The sequence below is a fragment of the Shewanella sp. WE21 genome (assembly GCF_002966515.1).
Taxonomy (GTDB): domain Bacteria; phylum Pseudomonadota; class Gammaproteobacteria; order Enterobacterales; family Shewanellaceae; genus Shewanella; species Shewanella oncorhynchi.
Genome location: NZ_CP023019.1, coordinates 3,485,663 through 3,501,434, shown reverse-complemented (window position 1 = coordinate 3,501,434; position 15,772 = coordinate 3,485,663). Strand labels below are relative to the sequence as shown.

Here is a 15,772-nt window from a genome sequence, read left to right as displayed (position 1 = left end):
TTATTTGCACTGTGCAGCAAGTTGCCCAAGCATGACTTGGCTATCGGCAAAGCTAAATGCATCACGCATGGTTTGTCGCAAAAAAGCATTCATTGCTGGCTGCAGTCGTATCGCATTATCAATGCGCGGATCGCTTCCTTGGGCATAGGCCCCAATAGAAATCAAATCTCTATTTTGCTGATACAAAGAATAGGTTTGTTTCACGCGGCGCATCGCTTCCAAATGTTCATTGGAGATCACCATAGGCGCGACTCGGCTAATAGAAGCTTCAATATCAATTGCAGGATAGTGCCCCGAATCCGCAAGCGAACGTGACAAGACAATGTGACCATCGAGGATCGCCCGCGAAGCATCGGCAATGGGATCCTGTTGATCGTCCCCTTCCGTCAACACAGTATAAAATGCCGTAATTGAACCTTGTCCAGGGCCACCGTTTCCGGCGCGCTCAACTAAACGTGGCAATTTTGCAAACACAGAAGGCGGATAACCTTTAGTCGCAGGCGGTTCACCCACAGCCAAAGCAATTTCCCGCTGCGCTTGGGCGTAGCGCGTTAAACTGTCCATAAGCAATAAAACGTTATAGCCTAAATCGCGGAAGTATTCGGCAATACGAGTCGAGGTTTCACAGGCGCGAAGACGCATCAGAGGCGATGTATCCGCAGGCGCAGCAACAACGACTGAACGCGCTCGACCTTTCTCACCAAGAATTTCCTCAATAAACTCTTTCACTTCCCGGCCACGCTCACCCACTAGCCCAACCACAATAATGTCGGCGGTAGTACCGCGAGTCATCATACCTAAGAGCACACTCTTACCTACACCTGAGCCCGCAAACAAGCCCATACGTTGGCCTTTGCCCACAGTCAGCATAGCGTTGATAGCGCGAACACCAACGTCCAGCGGTTCAGTAATGGCACGGCGAGATAGAGGATTAATGGCAGCGCTATGTATTGGCGCTTGTTGGTCGGTTTGCAACGCGCCTAAACCATCTAAAGGCACGCCGTTACCATCGAGTACGCGTCCTAGCAGGGATAAACCAACATTGAGTCCAGTTTGTTCCCCCAAAGGCACAACCCGCGCACCGGGCAATACACCACGTAATTCTTCAATGGGCATTAAATATAATAGTTCGCCATCAAACCCGACCACCTCGGCGATTAACTCGCCCGCCATGGTTTCGATCGAACATAAACTGCCCACAGGCGCACGGCAACCGCTTGCTTCTAAGGTTAAGCCGACAACACGCACCAGTTGACCACTGGCCACTGCGCGAAATGGCGGCACCTTACCCTGATGATGATTAAGCCTATTCAGCAGTTGATGTTGGCGATTTTGCATCTGATTTTGCCTCTAATTGCTCACCTGTGTTTGAGGCAGATTGTATATCCTCAGCATGTTGAGAAACCGTATCGACAACCTGATCATCAAGCTCTGATCCCACAGCCTCAGAAGCCGCAACGTATTTTGCGGTATCTTCAACCTCTATCGCCTCTTGCAGTTGACGCTGCTTATCACTTAAGTGAGCATGTTGGTTCCGTAAGGACTCAAACACAGCATCGATACGCGATGCGAGGGTCAAATCGACTAAAGAACGATGACTACTGAGAATACAGTCACCAGGGCTTAAGGAAGGGTCAACTTCAAGTTCCCACTTACTGCGGGTCAATTGAGCGCTGGAATAAAGTTGTTCGACTAAAATAACATCGTCAGGATGCAAGCGGATTGTGACCGTTTGTTCTTTTATCGGCAGCGATTCTATACCTAAGCGCAATGCCGAAAGCACTTGTTCAGGATGAGTTTTTAATTCGTGGCCAATGACAGATTTCGCTAATGTCATACTCAGGTTCATTAGAGAGAGTTCAATATCGCCATCGAGCAATTGCAATGGTTTTTCAAATTGGGCTAATAAGGTTTCAAAACGCGAGAGCAATATTTTTGCTTGGGCTAAACCGGTTTCTAATCCTTGCTCATGCCCTTGGGCGAGCCCTTCAGTATGGCCCTGCTCTAACCCTTCTAAACGCCCTTTTTCTAGCCCTTGCTCATACCCTTGCTGCTTACCTTCGCTAAAGCCTTCTTCTTCGGCTTGGGCACGAATGTCTTCAATCTCAGCCATAGTCGGTGGAGAAACACTTTCCACAGTAGTCGACTTAGCGGCTTGATGATTAGAATGGCCGAACAGATTTGAGATAGAATCATCATCGGCTTCAGTCACATCTGGCAGCGCCCAGTGACTAAATTCGACATCTCCTTCGCTCAAGACCTTATTCAACAATTTATTGTCGCTCGGATTAGAGGAACTCATCGCCACCACCGCCGCCTAACATGATTTCGCCGCTGTCACTTAAGCGACGAGCAATAGACAGGATTTCTTTTTGTGCGACTTCCACTTCACTGATACGGATTGGGCCCATAGCTTCAAGATCATCACGCAATAATTCAGCGGCACGTTTTGACATGTTACCCAATATTTTTTCTTTCAGCTGATCATCTGTGCCTTTAAGCGCCTTCATCAGTACATCTTGCTGCACTTCACGCAACAGGGCTTGAATACCGCGGTCATCGACATCGATTAAGTTTTCAAATACAAACATCAAATCTTGGATTTGCTGCGCCATTTCTTCATCAGACTCGCGCATGGTTTCCATCAACTGGCTTTCGATACCCGTGTCTAAGTAGTTCATTATGTTGGCGGCCGCTTTTAAGCCACCCATTTTCGCGGCCTGGGCGCCACCTTGACCGGCAAACTGTTTCTCCATGATGTCATTCAACTCTTGCAGTGCGGCAGGCTGCACTTCTTCAAGATTGGCAATACGCATCATCAAGTCTAAGCGGGTATTCTCAGGGAATTGACCAAAAATTTCCGCCGCTTGATCGGGTTCTAGATAAGACAAAACAATGGTTTGGATCTGTGGATGTTCGTTTTGAATAATGGTCGCCACTTGGCGCGCATCCATCCACTTCAACGAGTCCAAACCTTTAGCGCCACTGCCCATGATAATCTGTTCAATCAGATTACCCGCTTTATCTTCACCCAGCGCAGCGGTTAAGGCTTTACGGACGAACTCTTCACTGTTGAAACCAATTGAAGAATACTTTTGAATATCATCAAGAAACAGCTTATGTACCCCGATAACTTTTTCCTGACCAAACTCATCCATTGCCGCCATGGCCATACCCACTTTTTGCACTTGCTTCGGCTCTAAGTGTTTTAAAATGGATGCAGCATCAGCCTCACTCAAACTGAGGAGTAAAATAGCGGTCTTTTCAACGCCACTAATATCTTTGATATTAAAGGCAGGTGCGGCCGCAGGAGCCACTTCTTTCGTTTTATTCTCAGCCATTGTCTTGTAACCAGTTTTTCACGACTTGAGTAGAGAGCTCAGGCTCATTCGCCACGAGCGCACGGATAGCTTTAATCATATCATCATCTTTGTGAAGATTAGGGATATGAATTGAGCCATCGTCAGCATAACTGTATTCCGCCTCTTGAGTATTGAGCATCCCTAGCGTATCAGCCGCATATTGGTCCTCAATTTCGGCTAATTCATTACCTAATCTGCCATCCTCAGGCATATTCACACTGTCAGGATAGATCAAGCGTTTCAGCATAGGACGTACCACAGCTAGAATCAGCACCAAAATCACTAGCGCACCAATCCCAAGCTTAATCGCACGCCAAAACCAAGGTTGCTCCCAAAGTTCAGGTGCGGGTAAATCTTCAACCAATTGATCCATAAAGGGAACGGTTACCACTTCCAGCACATCACCCCGTTGTGAACTAAAACCAACCGCGCCTTCAAGCAAACGACGGATATTGGTCAGTTCTTGCTCGGTACGGGCAACACGGGCTACTTGACCATTTTCTCCAGCGGCACCAGGTTTAAAGTCCACCGCGACTGACACACTAATGCGGCGCACTGCACCAACTTGCTGGCGAGTATGGCTAATGGTGGTATCTAATTCAAAGTTACGGGTCGCTTCGCGGTGCGAATTACCTGCTGCAGCCGTTGCTGACTCTGCCGCTTTTGTTGCATCTTCTGGAATATTAGACTCCATTGGCGGTTGATTGGATAACGCGCCAGGGATCCCACCAGAAGAGCCGCCAGTGGTGTTATTTTCAACGGTCATTTCACTGCGCAGTGCCGGTAAATCAGGGTTAAAACGCTTTGATGTTTGCTCAACAGCAGTAAAATCCATACTGACGTCGACTTGAGAGGTAAAATTATCAGGACCTAGAATTGGCACCAGAATCGATTCAATCTTAGTGCGATATTCAGCTTCTTTTTGCTGTACTAATTCAAGTTCACGGCGAGCCGTCGCAGACGCGCCATCTTGGCTGCCAGAGTTCAATAAACGGCCGTTAGAGTCAGTTACCGTCACCCTTGATGGTTCTAAACCTTGTACTGCAGAAGCAACAATATCGACGATAGCATCGACTTCACCTTGGCCTAAGCCACCGCGACGGGTATTGATCACCACAGTTGCACTCGGTTTAGAGGCATTGCGGGCGAAGACGTTTTCTTTAGGTAACGCAAGAATGACTTTGGCACGGCTGACACTTTGTAGTTGCTCTATCGCACGGGCGAGGTTTTCTTCTTGGCTATGCTTAAGACGAGCCTGTTCCATGCGTTGGCTGACACCAAAACCACTGTCTTTATTCAAAAAATCTTGGTTGGCTGCAGGACTGTCGATACCTGCACGGCTCAACATCATTTTGACTTCTTGATATTTATCTTCAGGAACTTTAATAACGTCCACGTCGATTTGGTACTTAACTTTATTTTTATCAAGTACATCTAGCACTTGAACCATTTCCTGAGTTTCCATTTTACCCAATGGACGATACTCTGGCTCCTGCGCCCACAGCATGACAAATACCGCCAAGGCTAAACAAATCGCTAAGGCTAAAATCATAGTCACTTGGCGCATCATATCGACACCGCCAAGATTTCCCATCATTCCTGACTTATGTTCTTGCTGGACACCTTGGTCAGCTAAACCGGAATTGGATCCGACAATCATTTCTGTACTCACGATTCGTACCTGCTAATTGGGTTATTCACTGGCCTAGACAGGCATGCTCATTATTTCTTTGTAGGCTTCGACAAGCTTATTACGCACTTGCACTGTCGCCTCGAAAGCGACACTTGCTTTCTCACGGGCAATCACAGTGTCCGATAAAGAAACGGTAGTATCACCCATCTCTAAACGTGTCGCGAGGTTTGACGATGCAGACTGTAAGCCGCTGACATTGCCGACGGCTTGCGATAGCAACTGACCGAAGTCTGCACCACTGGTGTTATTCACTTGCTGCATGATATTTGGCTGAACGCCAAACGACGGCGTTATTTCGCCTTGGAGTTTCTGCATTTCCTGCAGGAATGAATTTGCGCCTATTTGCATGCTGAGCTCCCAGTCGTCGAATTCTTGACGATCAAAATACCGATAACGGGACAATGCAAAATAACGGCCAAGTTTTCAGATGGTCGTGATTGATAATAAATTGACGGGATAAGAAGATGTCAATATCTAAGGATTTTGGATGAAATGAGCCACTTTTACGGTTGTGTATTTTAATAAATACAGCCTCACACTCAATGTGGAGGCTGCGAGATGATAACTTGAATTTATAGACTAATTTGGCAGTTGGATCCCCATATCACGCATCCTTGCCATCTTGTATCTTAGGGTTCGTGCGCTAATTCCTAGCTTTTCGGCGACTAACTTACGACTTCCTTGGCATTGATTAAGGGTCTCTAAAATAATCACATGTTCTTGAGCTTTGAGCTCTTCACCTAAACCGTCTGGCTCAGAAGAAAATGGGTCTAGATCTTCACCGCTTAAAATCACATCCTGCGCATCGATAATAATGTCATTGGCAGTGATCAATTGACCAGCTCTTAATATCAAAGCACGCTGGATCACATTGTCGAGTTCACGTACGTTCCCAGGCCAGCGATGACTCAATAAACGTCGACGCGCATTCTCATCCAACTCAGGCACATCGGCAACATTCAATGCCTTAGCATGTTTAGCCAGTAAATGACGCGCAAGAGGTAAAATATCTGCAGGACGTTGACTTAACGCAGGCCAAGCTAAAGGAAATACGTTAATTCGATAGTAGAGATCTTCCCTAAATCCGCCAGCTGCGACCACTGCCTTTAAATCACGATTGGATGTGGCAAGCACGCGCACATCCAATTTAATGGTTTTACGGCCACCTAAACGCTCAACTTCACGCTCTTGCAAAACCCGCAACAACTTAGCTTGTAAGCCTAAATCCATCTCAGAGATTTCATCGAGCAGCAAAGTGCCACCTTGAGCCTGCTCAAATTTCCCCGGACACGCTTGATAAGCCCCCGTAAATGCCCCCTTTTCATAACCAAAAAGGGTAGCTTCGAGCATGTTCTCAGGAATCGCGGCACAGTTAATGGCCACAAAGGCTTGATTAGCACGGCTACTGTGTTGATGAATATAACGGGCCAAAACCTCTTTACCCGAACCGCTAGGACCTAAGATCATGACAGAGGCATCGGAGGCGGCAACCCGTTGAGCAAGTGCTAATAAGGCTAAACTTTTTTCATCAGCGACGACGGGCTGATCCACATTTTGTTTTAATGGCAAATAGCGTGAGACTTGATTGAGTAACACTTCTGGTGCAAAAGGTTTGGCTAAATAATCAACAGCGCCTAATTTTATAGCGTTCACCGCGCTACCAATAGTCGCGTAGGCAGTCATCAACAGCACTGGCAACTTAGGATGATGCTGCTGCAGGTAGTTCAATAAACCTAAACCACCAATACCTTGCATCTGCACATCGCTAATAACTAAATCAAACTGATGTTGTTTCAAGGCTAAAATAGCGTCTTCACCGGAGGCAACATCAACACACTCATACTGAGCCAGCATTAAAGTATCCAACAAGGCTTCACGTAATGAAGCATCATCCTCAACGAGCAATAACTTTGCTTCAGACATGGGTAATCTCCAAAGGTAATATCACCGCGGATTTAGCCCGAGGGAATACTAAAGACACAGTACAGCCTTTATTCGGTAAACAACTGAGTTGCAGTTGTCCTCCATGATTGCGCACCACAGATTGCACAACGGCTAACCCAAGCCCAGTTCCCTGCGACTTAGTCGTAAAGAAAGGTTCAAATACCTTCTGCTGCATAGTGGCGTCTAAGCCTTTACCATTATCGATGACGTCCAATAATAACCGTTCGCCCTCTTCCTTCGCTTGGATACGAATTTCAGTTGCTCCGGCTTCTATGCTGTTCATGACTAAATTATTAATCGCCGAGCTTAATGCATTGGAATTAGCTAACATCGAGCTGCTTGACGCATCATCAAATAACAAGTCACAGCCTTGCTTTGCCGCTATTGGCTCACAATTTGCCAAAACATTGTCGATAACCTCAGCCAACGAGATTAGATCTCCAAGTTCATCCTGACGGCCTTTCGCCATCAATAGCATGTCGTTAACCTGCCGCTCGAGTTCATTGAGTCTATCAACAAGTTTTTGCTGGAATTTCGCTTTAGCGGCATCGGATAACTTCGGACTAGCAAGATTTGAAGCGTATAACAAAGCGGCAGATAAAGGCGTGCGCACCTGATGAGCCAAAGTTGCTACCATCTTGCCCAGTGCAGATAAACGTTGTAAATGGGAGATATTTTTCTGTAATAACCGAGTTTCAGTCAGATCAGTTAACACAATTAATTGACCAGGCTCTGGCGTCAATGGCGTAATCGCTAATTTAACGCGACGGCCATTACGCAGCGACACTTCGTGGCCATCATCGTCCTGCGGCGCAAAGGCACTGTGGATCACATCAATCCAGCGAACGCCACATAAGGAGCGCTCAAGTAATTCAACTGCTACCGGATTGGCATCCGTGACTATACCGTCGCCATTGATAATCACCACGCCAGATGGCATAGCCTGTAAAATATGCTCCATTCGATTGGACATATTCGCGGCCTCACGCAGTTGGTTCCATTGTTTGCTAGTGTGCTTGAATGACTCAATTTGCGCTAGTGGGTTGGCTGACATAGTCACTCCGTCAAAAAATTGCTTATGACGGGGTGACTGCAGTATCTATGCCAAATTGGAAATTGAACTTTAGAGGTTAAAACAACTTATATAACAATAAAATAGAAAACTAATCTTTTGTCATTCCGTACTTACGCATTTTTTCTACAAGCGTTGTACGGCGTATTCCAAGCATTTCAGCAGCGCGAGCTACGACATTATCTTGTAGCTCTAGCGCCTGACGTATCATGTCTATTTCTAGTTCTGCTAACAAATCCTTAAGGTTCACACCTTCAGGCGGCAGCTCACTAGGGAAACGCGTTTCAGGGATTTCAACCGGCTCTTCATCGCTAAAGATAGAAGCTAAAGCATCACGTTCCTGTTGCTCTTCACTCATCTCTACACAATATTCGGGCACATCGATATGGCGATATTTGACAGGTAAATCGTTAACATCGACCAGTCCACCCGGATATAAAATGGTGAGGCGTTCGACTAAATTAGACAGCTCGCGCACGTTGCCCGACCAAGCATGTTCTTTCAGCGACTCTATCGCACGCTGCGTAAAACGCACCTTACCACGGCCTTCGTTATAGACTCGGCTAACTAACTCTTGTAATAGCAAAGGCACATCGTCCTTGCGATCACACAACGCGGGCATTTCAATCGGGAATACGTTTAGGCGGTAATAAAGATCCTCACGGAACTCATTAACGCTGATCATGGTTTCTAAATCTCTATGTGTTGCAGCAACTACGCGTACATCAGCATTAATAGTCTTAGTACCACCAACGCGCTCAAATACCCGCTCTTGCAGCACACGGAGTAATTTAACTTGCATTTGTAGTGGCATGTCTCCTATTTCATCGAGAAATAGTGTACCACCCTCAGCTAATTCAAAACGGCCTTTACGAGAACAGATTGCCCCCGTAAATGACCCCTTTTCATGACCAAATAGCTCACTCTCTAATAACTCAGGCGGTATAGCACCACAGTTAACAGGGATAAATGGACCGTCACGGCGCTCAGACAAATAATGGATATTACGGGCGACCACTTCTTTACCTGTACCTGATTGACCCAGAACAAGCACGGTTGCCTCAGATGTTGCTACTTGATTTATCAAGTGCCTCACATTCGCAATACCATCACTGCGTCCCACTAAGCTTCGGAATAACTTTGTTTGATTCGCACTAGTAGGGACTTGAGGCCGTTTAACTTGACCGAATACTTGGCAAAAGTGTAATAATTCAGTGAGCTGAGGATACGTTAAAGGTTCTTCTATATGTCCAAGAATATTAGACACTTGCAGATCGTCAACATTGCCAAGCAACAGCATAGGTTGCCATGGATGTTGACCTGCGATGTTTTTAAGCCCATCAGCATCCATAACATCAGTTAGGATAACTAAAGCTCGAAAACGGGTATCTTGGAGGCTAGCACTTAATTTTTCGGTGTCAATTTGTACAAATTGCTCACCTAAAAAATCCAAAATGCAACACAGGCGATTTAATCGCTCTGATGGAGGGCCGATAAGTAAAATTCGTTGATCTGTTTGCATCATTCAGTAGGCCGTAAAGCTCTAATATGTATTAATTCGCATTAATTATTTATGATTAGTTGCTGTAAAAGCTTAACAAATTCAATGTAACAATCTGTGCCACCATCACTACTTGTGATGAATATTGTATTATCAGCAGACGAGAAGCAAGCCTCAGATGAGGTTTATGCCAAACTGAATTGATTTTAGTTCATTTACATCATGATTCTAGTCTAAAACGTCAATACTTTGACTTTTAGCCAAAAAAAAGACGCAACCAGTGCGTCTATTTTTAATCACGAAATAAGATATTAACCCGCTTCAGAATGCGCAGAAATATTATGTTTATCTGCAGGAATTGCATCCCAACCTTCTTTGATAGTACGTAAAATATCACATACATCATCAATCGCTTTCACATCATTATTTACGTTAGCTTCAGAAATTCTACGCAACATAAAGTCATATAAATCACTCAAATTTCTAGCTATCTGGCCACCAGCATCCATATCTAGGCTATTGTTTAAACCAGTAATAATCCCAATAGCTTTGCCAATGTACATACCTTTATTAGACAAGTCATTTTGTTCAATCGCAAGACGACTTTGTGCTAAACGTTGCAGTGCCCCCGCAAACATAAGCTGAATAATACGATGTGGTGACGCAACAGTAATTTCACTCTCTAAAGACACCTTACGATACGATTGCAGTGATCCTCTCATAAACACCTACCTGTTTAAATCTATAGTCTCATAAACACTAATCTGGCGCTTATTCTTATTACCTGCATGTAATAATGCTTGTCTATCTGCCATAACAACACTTGCTTTACTTGTGTACTCTTGAGTAAGTTCAAGCTGATGTTGAAGATAATCAACATCTGTCATATTAGCATCAGCCACTAATACATTGAGTAAAATTTGACGCTCTCCAACCAGTACTTGCAAGTTCGACACCAACTCGTCAGATTGAGGCTCTTCAGCAGGAAGCTGAGTCAGTTTATTTAAATTTTCACTCAAAAGGACATTAAGCTCATCGAGTTGTTTCACTTATACTCCCCTTACTCATTTATAATTTCACTATCGTTTTTTAACAGCTCCAGGAAGCGAATTCAAACGATCAACAAGACCACTGCTCTGCTGATTTAGTTTTCCAACGACAAGATCCATCGCATTAAATTGCTTCGTTAAACGGGCTGTTAGTTGATCCATTTTAAGCGTGAAAGCTTCTCTTCTATCTGTAAGCTGGCTTTGTTGATTAGTATATCCGGTTTGACGTGACGCAATTAATCCTCGAGACTTGACATAACTATCAGCAAGATCATTAAAGCGATTAGCAAGCCCTTTATCTGGTGTCGAGAATAATGCCTCAACACTGGCCATATCTTCAGAGATGACTTTATTAAGTTTAGTATCATCGACAGACAACTTACCATATCTATCTGTTTTTATACCAATATCATATAATGCTATCGAACTGCCGCTATCAGTTGGCACTCGTTCACTCGATATACTTCGGAGTTGCGATTCTATAGAACGGATCATAGAGTCGCCCTGTAATGCAGCTGCTGTTTTTTTCTCTTTATCATAAGACGACATTTTATCAACTGCAGTCGCTAAACTATTGTAGGCATCGACAAAAGCTTTCACATTTGTCTTTACTGCATCATCATCTTGTTCAATTTTTAACGTAGTCGTCTTAGAAACATCAGCATCAGTTAAGTTTAACGTCACCCCTGCAATAGCATTTTTAACTTCATTAGTTTGCGAGGTAACTTTCTGATTATCGATATAAACAACTGCATTTTTAGCATCTTGAAGCGTGGAGATATTACCAGCACCGAACATATCATTTAGTCCAGTTCCAGTCGTGTCATTAGCTGTAATACTAATTTGATTGTCTTCACCTGACTTATCTGAACTAAAAACCAATCGACTGCCTGCATCACTGGTAATAACAGTTGCAGTTACGCCCGTATTATCTGGGGATTCATTAACTTTTTTAGCAATCGCAGCAAGTGAATCGGTAGCCGAAACATCAATGGAGAAATTCTTACCATTGATACCAAAATCAAGGCTCCCTTCACCTACAGGTAATGCAGGATCTGCAACGTTTTTTCCAGCAATTTTATGATTTACCGCAAGTTGCTCAACTTTAATACCATAGCTACCCGCTTGTGCAGTTTTGTCTGTTGTTGCTGACAAATAAGTTTGATTACTAACAGAAACCTTACGCAGATTGAGGGCATCGCCAGTTTGAAGTTTTTTTAAGGCATCTTGAAACGTAGACAACGCACTTTTTAAGGTTCCCATGGCAGAAACTTTTGCTTTGATGCTGTCTTCCGTTTTATTAAACATCGCTTCTTTCGGTGTTTTTTCGGCATCAACTAAAACTTGCACAATTTCACTAATTTTAAGGCCAGATCCCATGCCTGTCGCAGTTAATGCCATATAGACCTCTCAATCAAACGTACTTACAAATATTTATGCTTCTGTTTTCATCAAAAGCCCTGTGACTTCTGATAGTTTTTCTGCCAAGGCTAATGCTTCTTCACTCGGCATTTGTCTAATCACATCACCAGTATCTCGGTCAAGTACAGTCACAACAGCTTGTCCAGAGTTCTCATCAACCTTAAATGCTAAACCTTTACGCATCATAGACATCATATCAGACAACTCTGTGGCAACTTGAGCCAGCTTACTTGGATTCTGTTCATTTTTCGTTACATCTTGTTCCACAGCTTGTTCAATAGCCGTATTTCGCTTTAATTCAGCATCTGAAGCAGATGCTTTTAGCGGCGTTTGAGCTAAATCAACCTTACTGTGAAGCATAGAAGGTGAACTTGCTATATTGATATCCATAGCCATACCTCAGCAAATTTAGTAATAACTTTAAATGGTTACATTAAAATTACCCTATAAAACTACATTAACCTTAAAGTGGCAAAGGGAGATCCGTCACCGAACCTCCCTTATCACTTTCTCACTATTCTGCTTTAAACTACAGCAGTGACAAGGCCACTTGAGGTAACTGGTTGGCTTGGGCCAGCATTGCAGAACCCGTTTGTTGCAACACTTGGTTCTTGGTCATTTGTGATGTTTCTTTCGCAAAATCCACATCAACAATTCGGCTCTTCGCATCAGCAACGTTTGCTTGAGTATTAGCACTGTTACTGATGTTGTATGCTAGACGGTTTTGTTTAGCACCTAAGTTAGCACGCTGACTATCAATCGTTTTAATGGCAGCATCAATCGCAGCGAGTGCAGTTGAACGGCCAGCTGAACTTGCAACCGACAAACTATTAACAGATAACGCACCAGCATTCGTTGCTTTTACTGAAATCGTAATGTCTTCGCCTTCTTGGTGTCCGACTTGGAAGGTCTTACCTGCGGAGAAATCACCATTCAGTAATTTTGTGCTACCAAATGCAGTTGTATCACCGATTGCTGTAATTTCTAATGCCAGTTCATCAATTTCGCTTTGCAATGCTGTCAAATCATCAGTACTGTTAGAACCATTCTCTGCTTGTACTGTCAAATCACGCATACGTTGAAGCATGTTAGTCTGTTCTTGCATCGCACCTTCAGAAATCTGGGCGATTGAAATGGCATCGTTAGCATTGCGCATGCCAACATCAAGGCCACGCACTTGGCTGTTTAGTCGGTTAGATATCGCTAAACCAGCAGCGTCATCTTTGGCACTGTTAATACGCAGACCACTGGATAAACGTTCCATAGATGTGGCCAAACCGCCTGCGGAAGTATTTAAATTCTTTTGAGCTTTTAATGAAGTGACGTTTGTGTTTACTGTAATGGCCATGATCGTTTCCTCTTTATACCTGGCTTGTGAACTTGCCTGTCTACTTAAGCCAGGCGGGTCTTAGTGGTTACAGTATATTTAACGGCAGCATCTTTTTTAACTTTAGAGTTATTTTTTAAAATATCTTGATTTTAAAAAATAACTCTAATTATCATAAACATAAATATCAACTCCTATAAAACTTTGCCTACTTTTCTAGATAATTCTAGAACAAGTAGGCAAAAGTGCTTCATATAACATCACGCAAATAACATTAACCAAGAAGAGATAATGCAACTTGAGGTAACTGGTTAGCCTGTGCAAGCATTGCAGAACCCGTTTGTTGTAACACTTGGTTCTTAGTCATAACTGAAGTTTCCTTCGCAAAATCGACATCCACGATACGACTCTTAGCATCAGCAACGTTGGCTTGAGTATTAGCACTGTTACTAATGTTATAGGCCAAACGGTTTTGCTTCGCACCTAAATTGGCTCGTTGATTGTCAATTGTTTTAATGGCAGCATCAATATTCGCGAGTGCAGTTGAACGACCAGCAGAAGTCGCTACGGATAGCGAATTGACAGATAAACTTGCAGCATTGGTTGTCCCTACCGAAATAGTGACATCCTCAGCTTCTTGGTGCCCTACTTGGAAGGTTTTACCCGCAGAAAAGCCACCAGTCATTAATTTGGTGTTACCAAACGCCGTACTATCACCTATAGCAGTAATTTCCTCTGCTAATTGATCCATCTCTTTTTGTAATGCTGCTAAGTCATCAGTGCTATTCGCACCGTTTTCCGCTTGAACAGTCAAATCACGCATACGCTGCAACATATTGGTTTGCTCTTGCATCGCACCTTCGGCAATTTGAGCAATTGAAATCGCATCATTTGCGTTACGCATACCCACATCTAAACCACGCACTTGGCTATTCAAGCGGTTAGAAATGGCTAGACCAGCGGCATCATCTTTTGCACTGTTAATGCGTAGACCACTGGATAAACGTTCCATTGAGGTCGCTAAACCGCTACTGGAAGTATTTAAATTCTTTTGTGCCTTCATTGAAGTCACGTTGGTATTTACTGTAATAGCCATGTTGAGTTCCTCTTCCTAGTTATACCGCCAAGGCTTGGAGCTTGGCTAAATTTTTAACAATTTATCTTACAGATGGATAGGTACTTGCTTTCTGTTAAATAAAGTCGAACAGGGAAACAGAACCCACCTTACTAAACACGCTAGAGACTGCGTTCAATGCAAGCTGTTGCTTTTCAAATTCCGTAATCGCTGATGCATAATCGAGATCTTCCAAGAGTGATAGCGCTGATGAGTTCACCACTTTCTCCTCGGTATGAGTCTCTTTGTAACTTTCGACAACTTTCAGATTATTCCCCGCCACACTTCTGGCAGAACTAATTTGATTGACGCCACTATCGATGTTATTCAATATCTGTGCCAACTGAGCTCGACCTTGGGGAGTGTTGGCAGAATTAGGGTCTTCAATTAATGCAATCGCACTGCTGATCGTATCGAAAATACTGACTTCGGCCTGCGGCTCCATGGTGAAAGTATCGCCAGCGCTGGGTTTTCCATCAATTTTAACTTCTATACCATTAAAACTAACGGGATTAGTGGCATCGAAGTTAACTACGTTTGCGACGGGATTACTTGCAGAATCGAGCACTTGCAAGTTAGTACCGCCGGCGCCATTATCAGTGAAGTTAAATGTATATGTATCAGCAACATAAGTTGCAGCATCAGCAATTTTTGCTGTTTTAACGCTAAACTCCCCCTGCTGGCTGGCCAAATAATTGACGCTATAATCACCAAGTCCATTGGGTGCTTTCATAAACGCGCTATCGCCAGGGATGTTTGTCCCCATGGCAACACCCGTTTGTACTAAACTATTTTTGACGCCAGAGTCGCCGCTATACACTATTTTAGGCGGCGTCGAGTTATCAAAAGCAAAAGGTTCTTTATCGGTACTGAAACCAGAGAACATATAATTGCCAGATTCATCCTTACTATTGGCAATAGAGAGCAATTCTTCTAAGCTGCCTTTCATCTCTTCGGCAATCATTTGCCGCTCAGTTCCTGATAGTGTGCCGTTTATCGCTCGCATAACTTGCTCACGCATAGAGCCAGTTAAATCTTCAGCACTACCGAGTTTACTTTCTGCCACAGCAAGACGATTTGTCGCATAGTCAATATTTTTCATAAACTGATCGACGAGTGCATTTTTCTGATTCAGATTATCAATACCCTGTGACGCCACAGGATCATCACCAGCAGTATTGACTTTCTTACCACTGCTCAATTGGTCAAGAATTTTGCTGGTCGCCGTTTGCTTTTGCAGCACACTGGTAATGCTTTGATTAAAAATCTGCGCGGATGATAATCGCAT

The 15,772-nt window shown here is 43.9% G+C and carries 15 protein-coding genes; all 15 read right to left on the bottom strand.

All coding sequences use genetic code 11. The annotated features are described in order from the left end of the window. Nucleotides 1-1,338 carry a flagellar protein export ATPase FliI gene (fliI, locus tag CKQ84_RS15460; protein WP_105251939.1) on the bottom strand — a complete coding sequence of 446 codons (1,338 nt, stop codon included), beginning with the start codon at nt 1,336-1,338 and terminating at the stop codon, nt 1-3. Continuing rightward, on the bottom strand, nt 1,307-2,302 hold the full coding sequence (gene fliH / locus CKQ84_RS15455) for a flagellar assembly protein FliH (protein WP_105251938.1): 996 nt from the start codon (nt 2,300-2,302) through the stop codon (nt 1,307-1,309). Before fliH ends, fliI begins: the two co-directional genes overlap by 32 nt. After that, nucleotides 2,289-3,341: a flagellar motor switch protein FliG gene (gene fliG / locus CKQ84_RS15450; protein ID WP_028761189.1), complete on the bottom strand. Its 1,053-nt coding sequence runs from the start codon at nt 3,339-3,341 to the stop codon at nt 2,289-2,291. Before fliG ends, fliH begins: the two co-directional genes overlap by 14 nt. Further along, the gene (gene fliF, locus CKQ84_RS15445; protein WP_028761190.1) at nt 3,334-5,022 is read right to left on the bottom strand and encodes a flagellar basal-body MS-ring/collar protein FliF; all 1,689 of its coding nucleotides are present in this window, start codon (nt 5,020-5,022) and stop codon (nt 3,334-3,336) included. The genes fliG and fliF overlap by 8 nt, the downstream gene beginning before the upstream one ends. Nucleotides 5,023-5,067: 45 nt before the next feature. Then, complete coding sequence (fliE, locus tag CKQ84_RS15440; RefSeq protein WP_028761191.1) at nt 5,068-5,403, bottom strand: flagellar hook-basal body complex protein FliE; 336 nt, start codon at nt 5,401-5,403, stop codon at nt 5,068-5,070. 231 nt (nt 5,404-5,634) lie between these two features. Next, nucleotides 5,635-6,978, bottom strand: a complete 1,344-nt coding sequence (locus tag CKQ84_RS15435; RefSeq protein ID WP_028761192.1) for a sigma-54 dependent transcriptional regulator — start codon at nt 6,976-6,978, stop codon at nt 5,635-5,637. Next, entirely contained in the window at nt 6,971-8,053 is a 1,083-nt protein-coding gene (locus CKQ84_RS15430; RefSeq protein ID WP_105251937.1) for a PAS domain-containing sensor histidine kinase, read from the bottom strand. Before CKQ84_RS15430 ends, CKQ84_RS15435 begins: the two co-directional genes overlap by 8 nt. Before the next feature lie 109 nt (nt 8,054-8,162). After that, entirely contained in the window at nt 8,163-9,596 is a 1,434-nt protein-coding gene (locus tag CKQ84_RS15425) for a sigma-54 dependent transcriptional regulator (RefSeq protein ID WP_105251936.1), read from the bottom strand. A 287-nt stretch (nt 9,597-9,883) separates the two neighbouring features. Beyond that, complete coding sequence (gene fliS / locus CKQ84_RS15420; RefSeq protein WP_028761195.1) at nt 9,884-10,294, bottom strand: flagellar export chaperone FliS; 411 nt, start codon at nt 10,292-10,294, stop codon at nt 9,884-9,886. Between the two features lie 6 nt (nt 10,295-10,300). After that, on the bottom strand, nt 10,301-10,621 hold the full coding sequence (locus tag CKQ84_RS15415) for a hypothetical protein (protein WP_028761196.1): 321 nt from the start codon (nt 10,619-10,621) through the stop codon (nt 10,301-10,303). Between the two features lie 30 nt (nt 10,622-10,651). Further along, complete coding sequence (fliD, locus tag CKQ84_RS15410) at nt 10,652-12,022, bottom strand: flagellar filament capping protein FliD (protein WP_105251935.1); 1,371 nt, start codon at nt 12,020-12,022, stop codon at nt 10,652-10,654. A gap of 33 nt (nt 12,023-12,055) precedes the next feature. Then, nucleotides 12,056-12,433, bottom strand: a complete 378-nt coding sequence (locus CKQ84_RS15405; RefSeq protein ID WP_105251934.1) for a flagellar protein FlaG — start codon at nt 12,431-12,433, stop codon at nt 12,056-12,058. Nucleotides 12,434-12,572: 139 nt separating this feature from the next. Next, nucleotides 12,573-13,391 (bottom strand): flagellin, encoded by an 819-nt coding sequence (locus CKQ84_RS15400; RefSeq protein WP_028761198.1) that lies wholly within the window; start codon nt 13,389-13,391, stop codon nt 12,573-12,575. A 253-nt stretch (nt 13,392-13,644) separates the two neighbouring features. Beyond that, complete coding sequence (locus tag CKQ84_RS15395; RefSeq protein ID WP_105251933.1) at nt 13,645-14,466, bottom strand: flagellin; 822 nt, start codon at nt 14,464-14,466, stop codon at nt 13,645-13,647. Between the two features lie 94 nt (nt 14,467-14,560). Next, nucleotides 14,561-15,772, bottom strand: a complete 1,212-nt coding sequence (gene flgL, locus CKQ84_RS15390; protein ID WP_105251932.1) for a flagellar hook-associated protein FlgL — start codon at nt 15,770-15,772, stop codon at nt 14,561-14,563.

Bases quoted from the DNA above. Each gene is read 5' to 3' on its own strand.
- fliD (WP_105251935.1), bottom strand. From the start codon at position 12,022: ATGGCATTAACTGCGACAGGCATGGGATCTGGCCTTAAAATTAGTGAA.
- flgL (WP_105251932.1), bottom strand. From the start codon at position 15,772: ATGCGATTATCATCCGCGCAGATTTTTAATCAAAGCATTACCAGTGTG.
- fliH (WP_105251938.1), bottom strand. From the start codon at position 2,302: ATGAGTTCCTCTAATCCGAGCGACAATAAATTGTTGAATAAGGTCTTG.
- CKQ84_RS15430 (WP_105251937.1), bottom strand. From the start codon at position 8,053: ATGTCAGCCAACCCACTAGCGCAAATTGAGTCATTCAAGCACACTAGC.
- CKQ84_RS15425 (WP_105251936.1), bottom strand. From the start codon at position 9,596: ATGATGCAAACAGATCAACGAATTTTACTTATCGGCCCTCCATCAGAG.
- fliS (WP_028761195.1), bottom strand. From the start codon at position 10,294: ATGAGAGGATCACTGCAATCGTATCGTAAGGTGTCTTTAGAGAGTGAA.
- fliG (WP_028761189.1), bottom strand. From the start codon at position 3,341: ATGGCTGAGAATAAAACGAAAGAAGTGGCTCCTGCGGCCGCACCTGCC.
- fliF (WP_028761190.1), bottom strand. From the start codon at position 5,022: ATGATTGTCGGATCCAATTCCGGTTTAGCTGACCAAGGTGTCCAGCAA.
- CKQ84_RS15400 (WP_028761198.1), bottom strand. From the start codon at position 13,391: ATGGCCATTACAGTAAACACAAACGTCACTTCATTAAAAGCTCAAAAG.
- fliI (WP_105251939.1), bottom strand. From the start codon at position 1,338: ATGCAAAATCGCCAACATCAACTGCTGAATAGGCTTAATCATCATCAG.
- CKQ84_RS15435 (WP_028761192.1), bottom strand. From the start codon at position 6,978: ATGTCTGAAGCAAAGTTATTGCTCGTTGAGGATGATGCTTCATTACGT.
- CKQ84_RS15395 (WP_105251933.1), bottom strand. From the start codon at position 14,466: ATGGCTATTACAGTAAATACCAACGTGACTTCAATGAAGGCACAAAAG.
- CKQ84_RS15405 (WP_105251934.1), bottom strand. From the start codon at position 12,433: ATGGATATCAATATAGCAAGTTCACCTTCTATGCTTCACAGTAAGGTT.
- fliE (WP_028761191.1), bottom strand. From the start codon at position 5,403: ATGCAAATAGGCGCAAATTCATTCCTGCAGGAAATGCAGAAACTCCAA.